The sequence below is a fragment of the Enterobacter sp. ZOR0014 genome (assembly GCF_000798855.1).
GTDB lineage: Bacteria > Pseudomonadota > Gammaproteobacteria > Enterobacterales > Enterobacteriaceae > Enterobacter > Enterobacter kobei.
Window position 1 is genome coordinate 1 of the sequence record NZ_JTLF01000041.1, and the last position, 17,411, is coordinate 17,411.

At 56.5% G+C, this 17,411-nt stretch carries 16 protein-coding genes; 9 read left to right on the forward strand and 7 right to left on the reverse strand.

The genetic code is table 11. The features are described 5' to 3' along the window. Positions 1-552 precede the first annotated feature (552 nt). The 5 genes from L977_RS01495 to hemC all read right to left on the reverse strand — a co-directional run bounded on the left by L977_RS01495 (position 553) and on the right by hemC (position 6,025). Positions 553-1,764, reverse strand: coding sequence for a hypothetical protein (locus tag L977_RS01495; protein WP_023331577.1), 1,212 nt, complete (start codon positions 1,762-1,764; stop codon positions 553-555). A 169-nt stretch (positions 1,765-1,933) separates the two neighbouring features. Further along, positions 1,934-3,133: a protoheme IX biogenesis protein HemY gene (gene hemY / locus L977_RS01500; RefSeq protein WP_032635138.1), complete on the reverse strand. Its 1,200-nt coding sequence runs from the start codon at positions 3,131-3,133 to the stop codon at positions 1,934-1,936. Positions 3,134-3,135: 2 nt separating this feature from the next. Further along, complete coding sequence (hemX, locus tag L977_RS01505; RefSeq protein WP_032635137.1) at positions 3,136-4,326, reverse strand: uroporphyrinogen-III C-methyltransferase; 1,191 nt, start codon at positions 4,324-4,326, stop codon at positions 3,136-3,138. 20 nt (positions 4,327-4,346) lie between these two features. Beyond that, the gene (gene hemD, locus L977_RS01510) at positions 4,347-5,087 is read right to left on the reverse strand and encodes a uroporphyrinogen-III synthase (RefSeq protein WP_014885654.1); all 741 of its coding nucleotides are present in this window, start codon (positions 5,085-5,087) and stop codon (positions 4,347-4,349) included. Continuing rightward, positions 5,084-6,025, reverse strand: coding sequence for a hydroxymethylbilane synthase (gene hemC / locus L977_RS01515; RefSeq protein ID WP_032629599.1), 942 nt, complete (start codon positions 6,023-6,025; stop codon positions 5,084-5,086). The genes hemD and hemC overlap by 4 nt, the downstream gene beginning before the upstream one ends. A 350-nt stretch (positions 6,026-6,375) precedes the next feature. Between hemC and cyaA the strand changes: the two genes are divergently transcribed. After that, positions 6,376-8,919, forward strand: coding sequence for a class I adenylate cyclase (gene cyaA, locus L977_RS01520; RefSeq protein WP_014885652.1), 2,544 nt, complete (start codon positions 6,376-6,378; stop codon positions 8,917-8,919). Positions 8,920-9,010: 91 nt separating this feature from the next. On the opposite strand, the gene cyaY is transcribed toward cyaA, so the two are convergent. After that, entirely contained in the window at positions 9,011-9,331 is a 321-nt protein-coding gene (cyaY, locus tag L977_RS01525) for an iron donor protein CyaY (RefSeq protein WP_014885651.1), read from the reverse strand. Positions 9,332-9,466: 135 nt separating this feature from the next. On the opposite strand from cyaY, the gene lptM reads away from it, so the two are divergent. The 8 genes from lptM (at position 9,467) to corA (ending at position 16,426) form a co-directional block, all read left to right on the forward strand. Continuing rightward, positions 9,467-9,670: an LPS translocon maturation chaperone LptM gene (gene lptM, locus L977_RS01530; protein ID WP_014885650.1), complete on the forward strand. Its 204-nt coding sequence runs from the start codon at positions 9,467-9,469 to the stop codon at positions 9,668-9,670. A gap of 35 nt (positions 9,671-9,705) precedes the next feature. Continuing rightward, positions 9,706-10,530 carry a diaminopimelate epimerase gene (gene dapF, locus L977_RS01535; protein ID WP_014885649.1) on the forward strand — a complete coding sequence of 275 codons (825 nt, stop codon included), beginning with the start codon at positions 9,706-9,708 and terminating at the stop codon, positions 10,528-10,530. Then, complete coding sequence (locus tag L977_RS01540) at positions 10,527-11,234, forward strand: DUF484 domain-containing protein (RefSeq protein WP_023331571.1); 708 nt, start codon at positions 10,527-10,529, stop codon at positions 11,232-11,234. The genes dapF and L977_RS01540 overlap by 4 nt, the downstream gene beginning before the upstream one ends. Next, entirely contained in the window at positions 11,231-12,133 is a 903-nt protein-coding gene (gene xerC / locus L977_RS01545) for a tyrosine recombinase XerC (RefSeq protein ID WP_045135423.1), read from the forward strand. The genes L977_RS01540 and xerC overlap by 4 nt, the downstream gene beginning before the upstream one ends. Next, complete coding sequence (gene yigB, locus L977_RS01550; RefSeq protein WP_047624427.1) at positions 12,133-12,849, forward strand: 5-amino-6-(5-phospho-D-ribitylamino)uracil phosphatase YigB; 717 nt, start codon at positions 12,133-12,135, stop codon at positions 12,847-12,849. Before xerC ends, yigB begins: the two co-directional genes overlap by 1 nt. A 107-nt stretch (positions 12,850-12,956) precedes the next feature. Beyond that, the gene (gene uvrD / locus L977_RS01555) at positions 12,957-15,119 is read left to right on the forward strand and encodes a DNA helicase II (protein ID WP_014885645.1); all 2,163 of its coding nucleotides are present in this window, start codon (positions 12,957-12,959) and stop codon (positions 15,117-15,119) included. A gap of 149 nt (positions 15,120-15,268) precedes the next feature. Beyond that, positions 15,269-15,325: a YsgD/CorL family protein gene (gene ysgD / locus L977_RS24870; RefSeq protein ID WP_212743980.1), complete on the forward strand. Its 57-nt coding sequence runs from the start codon at positions 15,269-15,271 to the stop codon at positions 15,323-15,325. 150 nt (positions 15,326-15,475) lie between these two features. Further along, positions 15,476-16,426, forward strand: coding sequence for a magnesium/cobalt transporter CorA (gene corA / locus L977_RS01560; protein ID WP_008501540.1), 951 nt, complete (start codon positions 15,476-15,478; stop codon positions 16,424-16,426). Between the two features lie 83 nt (positions 16,427-16,509). On the opposite strand, the gene rarD is transcribed toward corA, so the two are convergent. Beyond that, the gene (gene rarD / locus L977_RS01565; RefSeq protein ID WP_023331569.1) at positions 16,510-17,406 is read right to left on the reverse strand and encodes an EamA family transporter RarD; all 897 of its coding nucleotides are present in this window, start codon (positions 17,404-17,406) and stop codon (positions 16,510-16,512) included. Positions 17,407-17,411 lie beyond the last annotated feature (5 nt).

Sequence of the window (17,411 nt, forward strand, 5' to 3'; positions counted from 1 at the left end):
GTTTGGGACCAGTGGGTCGGAGGTTCGAATCCTCTCTCGCCGACCAATTTTGAACCCCGCTTCGGCGGGGTTTTTTGTTTTCTGTGATGTTTCTTTCCTGTAGTGATTCCCCGACAGCGCCCTTTTTCAGTGTCGCGATTCAGCGACATGTAATCCGTTGAAAGTATTAGAAATATTTATTTAGGGGCTTTACTGTCTCTTTCTGACGACATATTTCTGCATTTAGCGATACGTTATGAAGCTTCAGACAGTGCTTAACAGCATAATTTCCTTTTATCTTAAAATGTTGCGTCATGTAAACGTTTTGCGTGTAACTCTGGCACGTTACGTGCAATAATATACGTGTAGATGCTCATTCCATCTCTTATGTTCGCCTTAGTGCCTCATAAACTCAGGAATGACGCAGAGCCATTTACGGTGCTTATCGTCCACTGACAGATGTCGCTTCGGCCTCATCAGACACCATGGACATAACGTTGAGTGAAGCACCAAATATGTTGTCTTACAGACCTGTTTTAACGCCTGCTTTTATAGCAGGCGTTTTTTTATGCCTTATTCCTGATAAAAGCGCATGATGAGAGCAACTATCAGCAGAGCCGCTGACGAAACCATATATAGCGCCTGTACTGAGCCAACCCCGGAAGCCACCACAGCTGCAATGCCAGTGAAAAGTGAGGCGCTGAGCGTTTGCCAGCGCCAGGCTTTACCGCTGGCAACAGCGATTTGCCTGGCCTGAAAATGGCTGAGCATGCCAAACGTACCCGCTGCAAAAAGCACGTTTGAGGCCAGATGTGCGACAAAGATCATCCCAGGCGCATAACCTGCCCAGTTGGCCATAAACGGCAGCATTCCATAAGCGGCCAGAAAGATGCCAAGGCAAAGTAATAATCGCGGCGTACGAGCCGCAAAACGCGCCAGACTGTCTCTTTTAAGCAGCAAAGGGCCGCAAAGCTGCCCCATGCTCCTCGCAAAAAGCAGGGGCAGAGCAAGGCCAGCCGCATCCTGAGGGCGTAGCTGCTGGGCCAGTGCCGGAAGAAGTGCCATAGCGGGTGACCCGACAGCGGCCAGCGCAGGCAAAATGAGCAAGCTGCGTTTCTGCCGAACGGTCAATGTCTGCCAGCGCAATTTCGTAGAAACCCCCTTTTCTTCAGGGGCGGCGTGTGGAGCTGGTGAAAACAGGCGTTCCGCCAGCCATAACATGACCAGCGACCCGAGGAAACTGATGGCATCAATGGTCAGCAAGGCGAGCACGGGCATCTTCTGAAAAAGCACCACGCCCAGCCCGGTACCTAATAGCACCTGAGACGCAAAAATAACATTTTCCAGACAGGTGGCGGCAGGCAGTTCCGTTTCGCTGAGGCCGCGCTTGAAGAGCAACGTCAGGGCGGGCCAGCTCATCCCGCTGAGTAGCGCTTCGGTGGATTGCACGGCGAGTAACGCGACAACGCTATGATAACCCACGCCAAGCAGGGGAAAGAGCAGGGCAAGTAAGCCGAGTCCTTCGGTCAATATCAGCAGGGATATCGGAGAATAGCGCGAGCATAGCCTTTCACCGAGCATGCTGCCGAAAAACCCTGGTACCGTGGCGAAAAGAAAGGCGAGGGTAAGCAGGGCTGGCGGGGCTGACCACGCTAACAGCAGCCCGAAGACTACAACCTGGGTTAACCCATTTCCCAGTGAAGAGAAGATAAAAGCACAGGCAAGCAGGCGCAGCCAGCGATGGCAGCGCAGCGCTACAATAAGCGCATACAAAAGCGAGTTCATGACGATTTCCTTTCAGAAACGATTTAGTCCACGCGCAATTCGCGCATGTGCGAAAAAAAGTTAATGAAAAGGCATCGTTACATTGGCGGGTTCGTTTGTGGCTTGAGGTGTAAAGAATGTAGCAGGAGAAAAGCGATAAAAAAAGGAGGCCGTCTGGCCTCCCTGTGAATTACTGCTGTGTGCCGTTGTTCTGCAACGTTAACAGCAACCCATCTCGCCGCATGGCAGCAGCCTCTTCTGGCTTATGCTGTTTGTCGAGCGTATCGGCAAGCCACGCGTAGTCATAGGCGTCCGGACGCTGTTTCAGTGCCGCACGGAAGGCGAGGCTCGCCTCCTGCCATTCGCCGTGCTTCATCAGCGACTGGCCCAGCGTGCTCCACAGCAGCGGGCGGTCGCCGACGGTTTTGATCTGCTGACGCAGCACTTTCTCGACTTGCTCTGGGTTATTGGTTTTCAGGCGCGGGATCACCATGACCAGACGATCGTCGTACTGGCGCTTGAGACCGTCGAGGAGGATCTCCTGGGCGGTGTCATGATCGTCACATTCAATAAGATGTTCCGCCATCGCCACCTGCAGAGGAACCTGCTGACGCGTTTTCCGGCTCTGATTTTTCCACCAGGTCTTCAGGCCGTCGCTACCCAGGTCGGCGCGTGCCTGATCCATCAGGCCAATCCATGCCAGACGCTGAAGCTCGTCACGATGCTCGTCATCACCCACTTCGGCCTTCGCCATTGACGGAATGATGTCCAGCAGCGAGCCCCACGCACCGGTACGAATATAAGCCTGTTCGGCAAGACGCAGGACTTCAGGATGGCGGGGAGCTATTTCCAGCAGGCGGTCAATGCCATGGCGCGCCGCATGGTTCTCATTGCGAGCCAGCTGCAGACGAACGCGGGTGATCTCCACCGGAATCGGGTCACCGGAAGCCAGTTCTGACGCACGTTCCAGATGCTGATTCGCACGGGCTTCATCACCGCGCTGCTGCGCTGCTTCGGCAGCCAGAAGATAGTTCACCACCGGCTGTTCTGCATGGTCGGCATTTTTCGACATCAGCTTTTCAACCTGCTGATAATCGCCTTCGGCGAGCTTAAGCAGCGCCTGCTCGGTTTGCTTACGCGCACGACGACGCTTGCGGCCAACGAACCAGCCGCGCGTATGCGCGCCGGTACGGAAAATACGGCGCAGGATCCATTCGACTGCCAGCAGTACCACGACGCCGAGGACCAGAATAATCACCAGACCCGTTACGCTGGTTTCGATGTTGTAATTATCGGTCTGGATCAGAACGTATCCCTGATGACCGGCAAGCATCGGTCCCAGGACGATCCCGGCGATCAACAAGATGAAGAGTAAGAGAACTTTTAGCATCATTACTCTCCTTGTGGCGCGCTTTCAGGCGCTGGCGCTGGTGCCGCTCCGCCTGTTTGCTCTACCGGAACGCCCGGCTGTGCCAGCAGGTTACGCACGCGCGTCTGCATCAGTTTCTCCAGTATCGGCTGGCTGGTCAGCTTATCCGGTACGTTCATCGTGATGTTCTGCTGGCTCAGCTTGTCGATGTCTTCGAGGAAAGCGGTGGTCGTCGCGTCATCGGTATTGTAATACGCACGCACCCACGTCGAGACGTTATCCAGCGCCTGTTTGTAGGTCTCTTCCTGATGACGCGGCACAGCCTGAGCCGCCACCAGCAGGCGGGAACGGATGTTTTCGCGCAGATAGATATCCTGATTCGGCGCTAACAGCGGTACAGCGGTTTCATCGCGACGACGGATGGTGATAAAGCTGTCCATAAAGTTCTGCCAGCTTTTCTGCAGGTTAATGCGCCATTCGCTCAGAGAGCTGGAAAGCTCGGTACCGTCGGAATCCATGGGGGAGTCGTCGTCGTTGTTATCCGCCAGCTGCAGGTTATCAATCTGATTCGAAAGCTGGTTCACCTTGAGGATAATGCCGTCGTAATCCACCTGCGAAACGGCGGAAAGACTCGCGATATCTTCGGTGATCGCGCGACGTGCGGTAATGAGGCTGGGATCGTTCATGTCTGCCAGGCTTGCATCGGCGCTTTTCAGCAGTGCGGCAGCGGTGGTAACGTCCTGGTCGCTCCAGAGCTTACGCCCGGCGAGTTTTACGAGGAAATCGGCCTGAGAGAGCAGCCAGGTTTTGGCATCGGTACCGGAAATCGTGGCGACTTTTTGCTGTACTTCGTCCAGTTGTTTGGTCAGCTCTTCCTGTTTGCTGTTTGCCTCGGCCAGCGCGGCAGCCTGCTGCTTAATCACCGCTTCCAGCTCGGTTTTCTGCGTTTCCTGCGCTTTTTGCAGGGAGGTAAGCTGATTGACCAGCGTATCGCTGGTGGCCGTCTGGTTAGCGCCCTGTTGCTTCACAAGGCCGTACAGGCCAACACCTGCCGCCAGTGCAATGGCGATGGCAATTGCGCTCAGCGCGAGGCTGGTTTTGTTGCTGCCGTTTTTCTTCTCAGCGGTTTTCTCAGTCGTCTCTGGCTGTGGTGTGGTGTCCACAGTCTCCCTGGTCTCTTCAACCACGGCGGAGGATTTTTCGTGTTCCGTCATTATGGCTTCCCATTTGAGAGTTATTGTAATGCGCGCAGCAGCGCATCGTTGTCGGCGTTATCAGCGATCCGAATATCCTGCCAGCCCAGTTCCCGGGCGAGGTTCGCCAGACGCTCACTGACGACCAGAAGCCGACAGCGGAGTAACCAGTTTTCGCGATACCAATGCGGTATCAGCGACCAAAGCTGTTGTAACATTTCACCGCTGGTGACCACCAGCGTATTAATGCCGCGCGCGTGCCAGCGCATCGCTTCTTCCGCGCCATCGTAGTGCTTTGCGCAACGCTGATAGCACTCAACGAACGTCACGTCGGCACCCCGTTCACGCAGCGTTTCGCCCAGCAGCTCGCGGCCACCATTGCCGCGCAAAATGAGCGCGCGTTTTCCGGCAATAGTTTGTAATTCAGGTAATTGTAGCAAGACTTCGCTAATTTCCCGATCTAACGGGTAGCGAACATCAGCGCCGCTTACGGTATGCAGCGCCAGCGCCGTTGAGCGACCAATGGCGAAATAGCGTGGGGCAGTTGTCCAGGACAGACTTTGCTGTTGCAGCTGGGCGTTGGCGAATTCCACGGCATGTTGCGACAACGCAAACAGCAGATCGCCTTCCTGCAGGGTATTTATCCGATCGGCGAGCGCAGAGAGCTCGCGACCGGGGGAGAATTCAATCAGCGGAAAACTCCAGGCCACCTGCCCCAGTGTGCGCAGACGGCTCACTAACTGCTCTCCTGCGGGAGAAGGGCGGGTGACAAGAATACTCATGCAGGGGGTTCTCCGTTATAGACCTCAGCCAGGATTTCACGCGCGCCGTTATTCAGCAGCTCTTCCGCCAGCGACACGCCAAGCTGTTCGGCATCTTGCGGATTGCCACGACGTTCGCCGCGTACCATCTGTGAACCGTCCGGGGCACCCACCAGCGCGCGCAGCCAGAGTTTCCCTTCGGTTAATTCAGCATAGCTGCCAATCGGCACCTGGCATCCGCCTTCGAGGCGGGTATTCATCGCCCGCTCGGCTTTTACGCGGATAGCGGTCTCGTCATGGTTCAGCGGCGCGAGCAGTTCGCGGGTACGCACATCGTCCAGACGGCACTCAATGCCGACGGCACCCTGGCCCACGGCCGGCAGCGACAGTTCTGGTGGTAGCGCCACGCGAATGCGTTCCTCCAGCCCCAGACGCTTCAGTCCAGCGACGGCAAGAATAATGGCATCGTATTCACCGTTATCCAGTTTGCCCAGGCGTGTGCCGACGTTGCCGCGCAGCGAGCGGATGATCAGGTCAGGGCGACGCTCCGCCAGCTGACACTGACGGCGTAAACTGGAGGTACCAACTACGCTACCTTCGGGCAACGCATCGAGCGAGTCATAGCGGTTAGAGACAAACGCATCACGCGGATCTTCGCGCTCGCAGATGGTCACCAGCCCCAGCCCTTCCGGGAACTCGACGGGCACATCTTTCATGGAGTGCACGGCGATATCGGCGCGGTTCTCAAGCAATGCCAGTTCCAGTTCTTTGACAAACAGGCCCTTGCCGCCCACCTTCGCCAGTGGCGTATCCAGGATCACGTCACCGCGCGTGACCATCGGCACCAGCTCGACGCGCAATCCATTGTGGCAGGCTTCAAGGCGCTGCTTAACATAATGTGCCTGCCAGAGCGCGAGAGGGCTTTGGCGTGTGGCAATTCTCAAAACATTGTCTAACATGCTTGTTACCGTCATTATCAATCGCTAACCATCCTAACATTGTTGACTCTGGGATGGCAGTTTTACGGTTGATGAAGCGCGAGAGGGACACGGTGGCGTATTGGCCAGCCATAGCCGTATTCAGGAATTTACACGTACAGAACGGTGCTACACTTGTATGTAGCGCATCTTTCTTTACGGTCAACCGGCAAGGTGTTAAATTGATCACGTTTTAGACCATTTTTTCGTCGGTACCACCATAATGATAAGGGCGAAAAAAGGGTAACGGTTATCTTTTTGAAATACTGCGGGCTCGCGGTTATTCGTGTTTTGAATGGCTTACGACACCCGGAAACATCAGGCGATACGTCTTGTACCTCTATATTGAGACTCTGAAACAGAGACTGGATGCCATAAATCAATTGCGCGTGGATCGCGCGCTTGCTGCCATGGGCCCTGCTTTCCAGCAGGTATACAGTCTGCTGCCGACATTATTGCACTATCACCATCCGCTGATGCCTGGGTACCTTGACGGTAACGTTCCCAGAGGCATATGTCTTTTCACGCCTGATGAAACCCAACAGCATTATCTGAACGAGCTGGAACTCTACCGCGGCATGCCGCCGCAGGAATCACCGACAGGTGAATTGCCGATTACCGGCGTTTACACGATGGGGAGTACCTCATCGGTAGGGCAAAGCTGTTCTTCAGACCTGGATATCTGGGTCTGCCATCAATCCTGGCTCGATAACGAAGAGCGGCAGCTGCTGCAGCGTAAATGCAGCCTGCTGGAGAGCTGGGCCGCGTCGCTTGGCGTGGAAGTGAGCTTCTTCCTGATTGATGAAAACCGTTTCCGCCATAACGAAAGCGGCAGTCTGGGTGGTGAAGACTGCGGCTCGACTCAGCACATCTTATTGCTGGATGAATTTTATCGTACTGCTGTGCGTCTGGCCGGGAAGCGTATTCTGTGGAATATGGTGCCGTGCGATGAAGAAGAGAATTATGACGACTACGTCATGTCGCTTTATTCGCAGGGCGTTCTGACGCCAAACGAGTGGCTGGATCTGGGCGGCCTTAGCTCCCTGTCCGCAGAAGAGTACTTTGGCGCTAGCCTCTGGCAGCTCTATAAGAGCATTGATTCACCGTACAAAGCGGTGTTGAAAACGCTGTTGCTTGAAGCCTACTCCTGGGAATACCCCACGCCGCGTCTGCTGGCGAAAGATATTAAGCAGCGCCTGCACGATGGTGAGATTGTCTCCTACGGGCTTGATGCCTACTGCATGATGCTGGAACGCGTTACCGAATACCTGAAGGCCATTGATGACTCCACGCGTCTTGACCTGGTTCGTCGATGCTTTTATCTCAAAGTTTGTGAAAAACTGAGCCGCGAGCGCGCCTGTGTGGGCTGGCGTCGTGAAGTGGTCAGCCAGTTAGTGAAAGAGTGGGGATGGGACGAAGCGCGTCTGTCCATGCTCGACAACCGTGCTAACTGGAAAATCGATCAGGTGCGTGAAGCGCATAACGAACTGCTCGATGCGATGATGCAAAGCTACCGTAACCTGATCCGCTTTGCGCGCCGCAACAACCTTAGCGTCTCCGCCAGCCCGCAGGACATTGGCGTACTGACCCGTAAGCTCTATGCCGCGTTTGAAGCGCTGCCGGGCAAAGTCACCCTGGTGAACCCGCAGATTTCGCCTGACCTGTCAGAACCGAACCTGACCTTTATCTATGTACCGCCGGGCCGCGCAAACCGCACCGGGTGGTATCTGTACAACCGTGCGCCTAGCATGGACTCGATCATCAGCCATCAGCCGCTGGAATATAACCGCTACCTGAACAAACTGGTGGCCTGGGCGTGGTTTAACGGTCTGCTGACTTCACGCACCCGCCTGTTTATCAAGGGCAACGAGGTCGTCGATTTAGCCAAGCTGCAGGAGATGGTGGCGGATGTTTCGCACCACTTCCCACTGCGTCTGCCTGCGCCAACGCCGAAAGCGCTCTACAGCCCCTGTGAAATTCGCCATCTGGCGATTATCGTCAACCTGGAATACGACCCGACGGCAGCTTTCCGTAATCAGGTAGTCCATTTTGACTTCCGCAAACTGGACGTCTTCAGCTTTGGCGAACAGCAAAACTGTCTGGTGGGCAGCGTGGATCTGCTGTACCGCAACTCGTGGAATGAAGTGCGTACTCTGCATTTCAACGGCGAGCAGGCGATGATCGAAGCGCTGAAAACTATTCTGGGCAAAATGCACCAGGACGCTGCGCCGCCAGACAGCGTCGAAGTGTTCTGCTACAGCCAGCACCTGCGCGGTTTGATTCGTACCCGCGTGCAGCAGCTGGTCTCCGAGTGCATCGAGCTGCGTCTCTCCAGTACCCGTCAGGAAACCGGGCGCTTTAAAGCGCTGCGCGTCTCCGGCCAGACCTGGGGGCTGTTCTTTGAACGTCTGAATGTATCGGTACAGAAGCTGGAAAACGCCATTGAGTTTTACGGGGCGATTTCACATAACAAGCTGCATGGACTGTCGGTCCAGGTGGAAACCAACCACGTCAAACTGCCACAGGTGGTGGACGGCTTTGCGAGTGAAGGGATTATTCAGTTCTTCTTCGAAGAGTCGGGCGACGATGCCGGGTTTAACATTTACATTCTGGATGAGACCAACCGCGCCGAGGTGTATCACCATTGTGAAGGTAGCAAAGAGGAGCTGGTGCGCGACGTCAGCCGTTTCTACTCTTCTTCACATGACCGCTTCACCTATGGCTCCAGCTTTATCAACTTCAACCTGCCGCAGTTCTATCAGATTGTGAACGTTGATGGGCGAGCGCAGGTGATCCCGTTCCGTACGCAGGCAATTACCCCTGCGGTGCCCGCAAACCAGGATACCGCACCGCTGTTGCAGCAGTATTTCTCCTGATTTCGTGATCCCGGTGGCGGCTACGCCTTACCGGGCCTACAACAGCCCGAACCCGTAGGCCGGGTAAGCGCAGCGCCACCCGGCAACAAAACTACCTGAAACTGACGGTCTCACCTGCCTGCGCCGTCGCTGCCTGCTCCAGCAAATCCCAGAACGTTTCGCCGCTGCGGTCGCAAATCCATTCCCCGTCTTTCAGATCGAAATGATATCCGCCCTGTTTTGCGGCCAGCCAGACCTGGTGAAGCGGTTCCTGGCGGTTAATAATAATTTTGCTGCCGTTTTCGAAGCTCAGGGTCAGAATGCCGCCGTTGATTTCACAATCGATATCGCTGTCGCCGTCCCAGTCGTCGAGACGTTCTTCGATGGTCATCCACAGGGTGTCTGCAAGGCGATGGAATTCACTGTCGTTCATGGTTTTGTTCCTGTTTTTCGTGATGCCGGCAGTATAACGCTAAATAATTCCCGTTGCAGGAAAGCGGCAAACTCTTGCTTTTGTGTCTTCTCCTGCGATGATAGAAACAGATTTGAACTTACGGGCAACTTTATAATGAAAAACGCTTTCCGAACGCTTGCCGTTCTCATCACCCTGTTTAGCCTGACGGGCTGCGGACTGAAGGGACCACTCTACTTCCCACCTGCGGATAAAACCGCGCCGCCGCCGACGAAACCCGTCCAAAGCGGCATTGAGTCTACCACGCCAAATACTAACGATCGTGGCGACAACGGTGGCCCGACTCAGGTTAATCTCTGACGACAACGTTCTGTACCCGCGCAATGGAGCAAATGATGCAGTTCTCTAAAATGCATGGCCTTGGCAACGATTTTATGGTCGTCGACGCGGTAACGCAGAATGTGTTTTTCTCCCCGGAACTGATCCGTCGCCTGGCGGATCGGCATCTGGGCGTGGGGTTTGATCAACTGCTGGTGGTTGAGCCGCCATACGATCCCGACCTCGATTTCCACTACCGTATTTTTAACGCGGACGGCAGCGAGGTTAACCAGTGCGGCAACGGTGCGCGCTGTTTTGCCCGCTTTGTCCGCCTGAAAGGGCTGACCAACAAGCGCGATATTCGCGTCAGTACGGCCAACGGCCGCATGGTGCTCAGCGTCACCGATGACGAACTGGTGCGCGTGAACATGGGCGAGCCTAACTTCGAACCCTCTGCCGTGCCGTTTCGCGCAAATAAAGCGGAAAAGACCTATATTATGCGTGCGGCCGAGCAGACAGTATTGTGCGGCGTCGTCTCGATGGGTAATCCGCACTGCGTGATTCAGGTGGATGATGTGGAAACCGCCGCGGTTGAAACGCTCGGTCCGGTGCTGGAAGGCCACGAGCGTTTTCCGGAGCGGGCGAACATCGGTTTCATGCAGGTGGTGAAGCGTGAGCACATCCGCCTGCGGGTTTACGAGCGCGGCGCGGGCGAAACCCAGGCCTGCGGTAGCGGTGCGTGTGCGGCCGTGGCGGTCGGCATCTCACAGGGGCTACTCGCCGAAGAGGTTCGCGTCGAGTTACCGGGCGGTCGGCTTGATATCGCCTGGAAAGGACCGGGTCATCCACTGTATATGACTGGCCCGGCGGCACATGTCTATGACGGGTTTATCCATCTATGAAACAACCAGGGGAAGAACTGCAGGAAACAGTGACGGAACTGGACGACAGAGCTGTTGTGGATTATCTGCTGCGCAATCCTGAGTTTTTTATTCGCAATGCACGCGTCGTCGAAGAGATGCGCGTGCCGCATCCGGTTCGCGGGACCGTGTCGCTGGTCGAATGGCACATGGCGCGCTCGCGCAACCACATCAATCAGCTTGAAGAGAACATGACGCTGCTGATGGAGCAGGCCAGCACCAACGAAAGCCTGTTCTATCGTTTGCTGCATCTGCAGGCGCGTCTGGCCTCGGCGCACAGCCTTGATGAGTTCCTTAGCCGCTTCCACCGCTGGGCGCGTGAGCTTGGGCTGGCGGGTGCAACGATTCGTCTTTTCCCTGACCGCTGGCGCATTGGCGCACCGTCCGGGTTTACCCATCTGGCGCTCAGTCGTCAGGCGTTTGAACCGCTGCGCATTCAGCGTCTGGGCCATGCGCATCACTATCTGGGGCCGCTGAACGGGCCTGAACTGCTGGTGGTATTACCGGAAGCGAAGGCGATTGGCTCGGTGGCGATGTCGCTGATGGGACGCGATGGCGATCTGGGCGTCATGTTATTTACCAGCCGCGACGCGCACCACTACGAGCAAGGCCAGGCCACGCACCTGCTGCAGGAGATCGCCCTGATGCTGCCCGAACTGCTGGAGCGCTGGATTGAACGCGTATGACGGACGGACCGCTTTCCACTGACGTCGCGCGCTTTCTGCGCTATCTGGGGGTGGAACGTCAGCTCAGCCCCATTACGCTGCTTAACTACCAGCGTCAGCTTGATGCCATCATGCAGATTGCCGACGAGATCGGCCTGAAAAGCTGGCAACAATGTGACGCTGCCACGGTACGCGGGTTCGTTGTGCGTAGCCGTAAAAAAAACCTCAGCCCGGCGAGCCTGGCGCTCAGACTCTCCGCGCTACGCAGTTTCTTTGACTGGCTGGTCAGCCAGGGCGGCATAAAAGCCAACCCGGCAAAAGGGATCGCCACGCCGAAAGCCCCGCGCCATCTGCCGAAAAATATCGACGTCGACGACGTAAACCGTCTGCTGGATATCGATCTGAACGATCCGTTGGCGGTGCGTGACCGCGCGATGCTGGAGGTGATGTACGGTGCAGGCCTGCGTCTGTCTGAACTGGTCAATCTCGATATAAAACATCTCGATCTGGACACCGGCGAAGTGTGGGTGATGGGCAAGGGCAGCAAAGAGCGCCGCCTGCCCATTGGCCGCAATGCCGTCGCCTGGATTGAGCACTGGCTTGACCTGCGCGGGCTGTTTGGCGCGGAAGAAGATGCGCTGTTTTTATCGAAACTCGGCAAGCGGATCTCGGCGCGTAACGTACAGAAGCGCTTTGCGGAGTGGGGTATTAAGCAGGGGCTGAACAGTCATGTTCACCCGCATAAGCTGCGCCACTCTTTTGCGACACACATGCTTGAGTCGAGCGGCGATCTGCGCGGCGTGCAGGAGCTCCTCGGCCATGCGAATCTGTCGACCACTCAAATCTACACCCACTTAGACTTCCAACACCTTGCCTCGGTGTATGACGCGGCGCATCCACGCGCCAAACGGGGGAAATAATGCGTTTTTACCGCCCACTCGGCCAGATCTCAGCCCTGACGTTTGACCTTGATGACACCCTTTATGACAACCGCGAGGTGATTCTGCGTACCGAGCAGGCGTCGCTGGCGTTTGTGCAGAACTACCACCCAGCACTGAAGACGATGCAGAACAAGGACTTTCAGACGCTGCGTCAGTCCCTGCGGGAGACCGAGCCGGACATTTACCATGATGTGACCGAATGGCGTCGCCGCGCGGTGGAGCAGGCGATGCTCAACGCAGGGCTCAACGCACGGGATGCGGCCATCGGTGCTGAGGCAGCGATGGAAAACTTTGCCAAATGGCGCAGCCGTATCGACGTACCGCAAGAGACCCACGATACGCTGGCGAAGCTCGCCGAAAAGTGGCCGCTGGTGGCCATCACCAACGGCAATGCGCAGCCGGAGCTGTTTGGTCTCGATCATTACTTTGAGTTTGTGCTGCGCGCGGGCCCGCATGGGCGCGCCAAGCCGTTCAGCGATATGTACCATCTGGCGGCGGAAAAACTAACTCTGCCGCTGGGTAACATTCTGCATGTGGGTGATGACCTCACCACCGATGTGGCTGGCGCTATCCGCTGCGGCATGCAGGCCTGCTGGATCAAGCCAGAGAACGCCGACCTGATGACCACGCTGGATAGCCGTCTTCTGCCGCACGTGGAAATTTCACGGTTGGCATCCCTCACGACGCTGATATAATCACCAGTAATATTGTATAAATTACCAGGGTTTTGCAGTTGTAGGCCCGGTAAGCGAAGCGCCACCGGGCGTTTTGCTCTGTTCCTGAATACTATGTGACGGTGCCAATGGACGTTTCTTACCTGCTCGACAGCCTTAATGACAAACAGCGTGAAGCCGTAGCGGCCTCGCGCACCAACATGCTGGTGCTGGCTGGGGCGGGCAGTGGTAAGACGCGCGTGCTGGTTCACCGTATCGCGTGGCTGCAGAGCGTGGAAAACTGCTCGCCGTACTCAATCATGGCCGTCACGTTTACCAATAAGGCGGCGGCGGAGATGCGCCACCGTATCGCCCAGTTAATGGGTACCAGCCAGGGCGGCATGTGGGTCGGCACCTTCCACGGCCTGGCGCACCGCCTGCTGCGCGCGCACCATATGGACGCCAACCTGCCGCAGGATTTTCAGATCCTCGACAGCGAAGACCAGCTCCGTCTGCTGAAGCGTCTGATCAAGGCGATGAACCTTGACGAGAAACAGTGGCCGCCGCGTCAGGCGATGTGGTACATCAACGGTCAGAAAGACGAAGGATTGCGTCCGCACCATATTCAGAGCTTCGGCAACCCGGTGGAGCAGACCTGGCAAAACGTCTACAAAGCCTACCAGGAAGCGTGCGATCGCGCCGGTCTGGTGGATTTCGCCGAGCTGCTGCTGCGCGCCCACGAACTGTGGCTCAACAAACCACATATCCTTCAGCACTACCGTGAACGCTTTACCAATATCCTGGTGGACGAATTCCAGGATACCAACAACATCCAGTACGCATGGATCCGCCTGCTGGCGGGCGATACCGGTAAGGTGATGATCGTGGGGGATGATGACCAGTCGATCTACGGCTGGCGCGGGGCGCAGGTGGAAAACATCCAGCGCTTCCTCAACGATTTCCCCGGCGCACAAACCATCCGTCTGGAGCAGAACTATCGCTCCACCAGCAACATTCTGAGCGCAGCCAACGCCCTGATTGAAAACAACAACGGGCGTCTGGGTAAAAAGCTGTGGACCGACGGCGTCGACGGCGAGCCGATTTCAATTTACTGCGCCTTCAACGAGCTCGACGAAGCCCGCTTCGTGGTGAACCGTATTAAAACCTGGCAGGATAACGGCGGCGCGTTAGAGCAGTGCGCCATTCTCTACCGCAGTAACGCCCAGTCACGCGTGCTGGAAGAGGCGCTGCTGCAGGTAGGTATGCCGTACCGCATTTATGGCGGTATGCGCTTCTTCGAACGTCAGGAAATCAAAGATGCGCTCTCGTATCTGCGTCTGATTGCGAACCGTAATGATGACGCGGCGTTTGAGCGCGTGGTCAACACCCCAACCCGTGGCATTGGCGACCGCACGCTGGACGTGGTGCGTCAGGCCTCGCGCGACCGCCAGCTGACGCTGTGGCAGGCGTGCCGCGAGCTGCTGCAGGAGAAAGCCCTTGCCGGTCGTGCGGCCAGCGCATTGCAGCGCTTCCTTGAGCTGATTGACGCCCTGGCGCAGGAAACCGCCGATATGCCGCTGCACGTGCAGACTGACCGGGTAATCAAAGACTCCGGCCTGCGAACCATGTACGAGCAGGAAAAAGGCGAGAAGGGTCAGACCCGTATTGAGAACTTAGAGGAACTGGTCACGGCAACGCGCCAGTTCAGCTACAACGAAGAAGACGAAGACCTGATGCCGCTGCAGGCGTTCCTTTCCCACGCCGCGCTGGAGGCGGGTGAAGGGCAGGCGGACACCTGGCAGGATGCGGTGCAACTGATGACCCTGCACTCCGCCAAAGGTCTGGAGTTCCCGCAGGTCTTTATCGTCGGGATGGAAGAGGGGATGTTCCCGAGCCAGATGTCGCTCGATGAAGGCGGACGGCTGGAAGAGGAGCGTCGACTGGCCTATGTGGGCGTGACGCGCGCGATGCAAAAGCTGACGCTAACCTATGCGGAAACCCGCCGCCTGTACGGGAAAGAGGTCTACCACCGTCCGTCTCGCTTTATTGGCGAACTGCCGGAGGAGTGCGTGGAGGAAGTGCGCCTGCGTGCCAGCATCAGCCGCCCTGTCAGCCATCCGCGTATGGGATCACCGATCTCTGAAACGGACACCGGCTACAAGCTGGGTCAGCGCGTGCGCCATTCGAAGTTTGGCGAAGGCACCATTGTAAATCTGGAAGGCAGCGGCGAGCACAGCCGCCTGCAGGTGGCGTTCCAGGGGCAGGGGATCAAATGGCTGGTGGCCGCTTACGCTAAGCTGGAAACAGTGTAACATTCAGAAAAATATCATTATTTTGTAATAATCTGCTAGCCTTATACGTTGAAGGTCAATTAATGCCCTTCAGCGTTCCGTTGCGTGTTGACGCCACAGTTACTGCTGGCGTAACATGCGCGCACGATTACGCTAAGAGGACATTCGCCTTGGACACACCCAGTAGATACTGGCTCAATTCCCTGTCATCCAGGAACAACTCCTAAGGCTATCTCCCCTTGCTGATGGCCTTAGTGGTTGTCAGCGACTGCATTATTCCCGTCGCGCTGAGTCAGGCTGTTTAATGGTCTGAAACCCAATTTGTTTCTGTGTGCCCACCGAACTGTCCGATATTTTTTGCATTGGGAGTCCCGGTCATGTTGAGCGCATTTCAACTCGAAAATAACCGACTGACTCGGCTTGAAGCCGAAGAGTCACAGCCCCTCATTGATGCCGTATGGGTGGATCTGGTCGAGCCGGACGACGATGAGCGCCTTCGCGTACAATCTGAGCTGGGGCAAAGCCTGGCAACCCGTCCTGAACTGGAAGACATCGAAGCTTCTGCGCGTTTTTTTGAAGATGAAGACGGCCTGCACATTCACTCCTTCTTCTTCTTTGAAGATGCGGAAGACCATGCGGGCAACTCCACCGTGGCCTTTACCATTCGCGACGGTCGCCTGTTTACCCTGCGCGAGCGTGAACTGCCCGCGTTTCGTCTCTACCGCATGCGCGCCCGCAGCCAGGCAATGGTGGACGGCAACGCTTACGAACTGCTGCTCGACCTGTTTGAGACCAAAATTGAACAGCTGGCGGATGAGATTGAAAACATCTACAGCGATCTGGAAAAGCTGAGCCGCGTGATCATGGAAGGCCATCAGGGCGATGAATACGACGAAGCGCTCTCCACGCTGGCCGAGCTGGAAGATATCGGCTGGAAGGTGCGTTTGTGTCTGATGGATACCCAGCGCGCGCTGAACTTCCTCGTGCGCAAGGCGCGTCTGCCGGGCGGTCAGCTGGAGCAGGCGCGTGAGATCCTGCGCGATATCGAATCCCTGCTGCCGCACAACGAATCCCTGTTCCAGAAGGTGAACTTCCTGATGCAGGCGGCGATGGGCTTTATTAACATCGAGCAGAACCGCATCATCAAGATCTTCTCGGTGGTATCCGTGGTGTTCCTGCCGCCGACGCTGGTGGCCTCCAGCTATGGGATGAACTTCGAGTTTATGCCGGAGCTGAAGTGGAGCTTTGGTTACCCGGGGGCGATTATCTTTATGATCCTCGCCGGGCTGGCGCCGTATCTGTACTTTAAGCGTCGTAACTGGCTTTGAGTATCCGCCCGGTGGCGCTACGCTTACCGGGCCTACTGAAGTGTAGGCCGGATAAGGCGCAGCCGCCATCCGGCAAAAAGGCACTACAGCCCTTTGCGCACTCTGCGCTGGGTGTAAATCGCATCGGCGACAAAAATCGCCAGCGCTATCCAGATAAAGGCGAACGTCACCATCTTATCTGCGCCCGGCACTTCGCCGTAAAACACCACCGCCAGCAGAAACATCAGCGTCGGGCCGATGTACTGGAAGAAGCCCAGCGTGGAGAGACGCAGACGCGTTGCCGCACCGGTGAAGCACAGCAGAGGAATAGTGGTCACCACGCCTGCCGCCATCAGCATCAGATTCAGCGACCACGGGTTGCTGCCCATATGACTGGTGGCGCTGTCGGCGATACCGAAGAGGTAGATCGCCGCCACCGGCAGCAGCCACAGGGTTTCAAACAGCATCCCCGTTTGGGCTTCCACCGCAATCTTCTTCCGTACCAGACCGTAGAACGCAAAGCTGAACGCCAGGCCGAGGGCAATAATCGGCAGCGAGCCGAACGTCCAGAGCTGTACCAGCACGCCGCAGAAGGCCAGAAACACCGCCAGCCACTGCATACGGCGGAAACGTTCGCCGAGGAAAAGCATCCCCAGTACGATGTTCACCAGCGGGTTAATAAAGTAGCCAAGACTGGCTTCGAGCATGTGGTGGTTATTCACCGCCCAGATAAACAGCAGCCAGTTTCCGCCAATGAGCACCGCCGAGAGTGCCAGCAGGAAAACTTTCTTAGGCGTTTTGAGCAGCGTCTTGACGCCGGACCACTGACGGCTGAGGCTCATTAGCGCGATCATAAAGAAAAAGGACCAGATGACGCGGTGAGTGAGGATCTCGTCGGCCGGTACATAAGCGATAAATTTGAAGTACGCCGGTGCAATACCCCAAATAAAATAAGCGGCAAGGGCGAGTAAAACGCCCTGCCGCGTCTGTTTAGCATCCATCGGGA